This is a genomic window from Rhodococcus sp. NPDC059234 (genome assembly GCF_042754225.1).
Classification (GTDB): Bacteria; Actinomycetota; Actinomycetes; order Mycobacteriales; family Mycobacteriaceae; genus Rhodococcus_G.
Map to the genome: position 1 here is coordinate 1 of NZ_JBHZAH010000212.1, position 2,429 is coordinate 2,429.

Genomic DNA, 2,429 nt, shown 5'->3' on the forward strand with positions numbered 1-2,429 from the left:
ATCGGGGTACCGATCGCGCACGGGGGCGGAGCCTCAGGCCTCGCGGGCGCGCTTGCGCAGGATCTTCTGCCGCGCGTCGTGGTCCCGCATCCGCTGCGGATAGCCGGTCTTGCGCACGTCGTAGACCGGAATGCCCAGGTCCTCGCCGAGTCTTCTGGCGCCGCGCTCGCCGCCGACCGCGCGACGGGTCCATTCGCCGTCGTTCGCGATCAGGACGACCGTCATGGGCGTGACGGTGGTCTGCGGCTCGACGTACGCCTCGACACCGACGTGTGAGTGCACCCAGTTCGCCAGGTACTGGGCGTCCGCGTCGAACCGGCCGCGGTGCCGTTCACCGCGGCTCGCCTTCGTGAACATGTCGAGCAGTCCCACGTCTCGCCTCCTCACCGGGGTCGATGTCCGTTTCGGATCTCAGTTTCGAGTTTGCCAGCCGTTGCTGTGAGCGGAATGAGGATCCTGTGACCAGCCCCTCATCGGACCCCCCGAAGCGAACAATGGAAAGATGAGCGGGCATCGCCGCGAGCCGACCCGGTCGGGTGTTTCCAGACCGCATCGCGCCCCGTGACACCTGCACTACTGCACAATGAATTTCGACCACAAGTCGACAAACTCAACAACCCGAACACAACTGTCGAGGAGTCAAAAGCATGGCCTTCTCCGTCCAGATGCCGGCTCTCGGTGAGAGCGTCACCGAGGGAACCGTCACCAGGTGGCTCAAGCAGGAGGGCGACACGGTCGCGGTAGACGAGCCGTTGCTCGAAGTCTCCACCGACAAGGTCGACACGGAGATCCCGTCCCCCGCCGCCGGTGTCCTGACCAAGATCGTGGCCCAGGAGGACGACACCGTCGAGATCGGCGGAGAGCTCGGCATCATCGGTTCCGCTGACGAGGCCCCCGCACCCGCGGCCCCGGCGCCCGCCGCAGAGCCCGCACCCGCTGCCCCGGCACCCGCCGCCGCTGCCCCGGCGCCCGCACCCGCCGCCGCTGCCCCGGCGCCCGCGCCGGCCGCAGCCGCACCGGCACCGGCCGCCGGGCCCGCCTCCGGGACCTCGGTCACGATGCCCGAGCTCGGCGAGTCCGTCACCGAGGGCACCGTCACCCGCTGGCTCAAGGCCGTCGGCGACGAGGTCGCGGTAGACGAGCCGCTGCTCGAGGTCTCCACCGACAAGGTCGACACCGAGATCCCGTCCCCCGTCGCCGGCATCCTGCTCGAGATCAGCGCACAGGAAGACGACACGGTCGACGTCGGCGGACAGCTGGCCGTGATCGGTTCGGGCACCCCGGCCGCCGCGGCACCGGCGCCCGCAGCTCCTGCGCCCGCTCCGGCTCCGCCCGCGCCCGTGGCCGCGACCCCGCCGCCCGCACCGGCTCCGGCCCCCGCCGCACCGGCACCCGCCCCGGCAGCTCCGGCTCCCGCTGCGGCCGCTCCGGCTCCGTCGGCCGGCGGCGACACCGGCGCGTACGTGACCCCGCTCGTCCGCAAGCTGGCCGGCGAGAACAACGTCGACCTGGCGACCGTCACCGGCACCGGTGTCGGCGGCCGCATCCGCAAGCAGGACGTGCTCGCCGCCGCCGAGGCCAAGAAGGCGCCGGCTGCCGCTCCCGCGGCCGCAGCCACGGCTGCCCCGACGGCCCCCGCCGCCGGCGTACGGCCGGAGCTCGCGAACCTGCGCGGCACCACCCAGAAGGTCAACCGGATCCGCCAGATCACGGCGGTCAAGACCCGGGAGTCGCTGCAGACCACCGCGCAGCTGACCCAGACCTTCGAGGTCGACGTCACCAAGATCGCAGCCCTGCGCACCCAGGCCAAGGCCGGGTTCGCCGAGCGCGAGGGCGTGAACCTGACCTTCCTGCCGTTCTTCGCGAAGGCCGTCGTCGAGGCGCTCGGGGCCCACCCGAACGTCAACGCGAGCTACAACGAGGACGCCAAGGAGATCACCTACCACGCGGCCGAGCACCTGGGCATCGCCGTGGACACCGAGCAGGGTCTGCTCTCCCCCGTGATCCACAACGCGGGCAACCTGTCGCTGGCCGGCCTTGCCCGCGCGATCGCGGACATCGCCAAGCGCGCCCGCTCCGGCGGCCTCAAGCCCGACGAGCTGTCCGGCGGCACGTTCACCATCACCAACATCGGCAGCCAGGGCGCGCTGTTCGACACCCCGATCCTGGTGCCGCCGCAGGCCGCCATGCTCGGTACCGGCGCAATCGTCAAGCGCCCCATGGTGATCACCGACGAGAACGGCAACGAGTCCATCGGCGTCCGCTCGATGTGCTACCTGCCGCTCACCTACGACCACCGCCTGATCGACGGCGCCGACGCAGGTCGGTTCCTCACCACGATCAAGCAGCGGCTCGAGGAAGCGGCCTTCGAGGCCGAGCTCGGGCTGTAGGTCACAGCACGTCCCTCGGGGGCACCATCGGTCACGATG

The 2,429-nt window shown here is 71.1% G+C and carries 2 protein-coding genes; one reads left to right on the top strand and one right to left on the bottom strand.

Translation table 11 applies throughout. From position 1 onward, the window contains the following. Positions 1–33: 33 nt before the first annotated feature. Positions 34–372 (bottom strand): oxidoreductase, encoded by a 339-nt coding sequence (locus ACFXGJ_RS24290; RefSeq protein ID WP_378625825.1) that lies wholly within the window; start codon positions 370–372, stop codon positions 34–36. Positions 373–647: 275 nt separating this feature from the next. Between ACFXGJ_RS24290 and sucB the strand changes: the two genes are divergently transcribed. Beyond that, positions 648–2,390 (top strand): 2-oxoglutarate dehydrogenase, E2 component, dihydrolipoamide succinyltransferase, encoded by a 1,743-nt coding sequence (sucB, locus tag ACFXGJ_RS24295; protein WP_378625826.1) that lies wholly within the window; start codon positions 648–650, stop codon positions 2,388–2,390. The last annotated feature ends 39 nt before the right edge of the window (positions 2,391–2,429 follow it).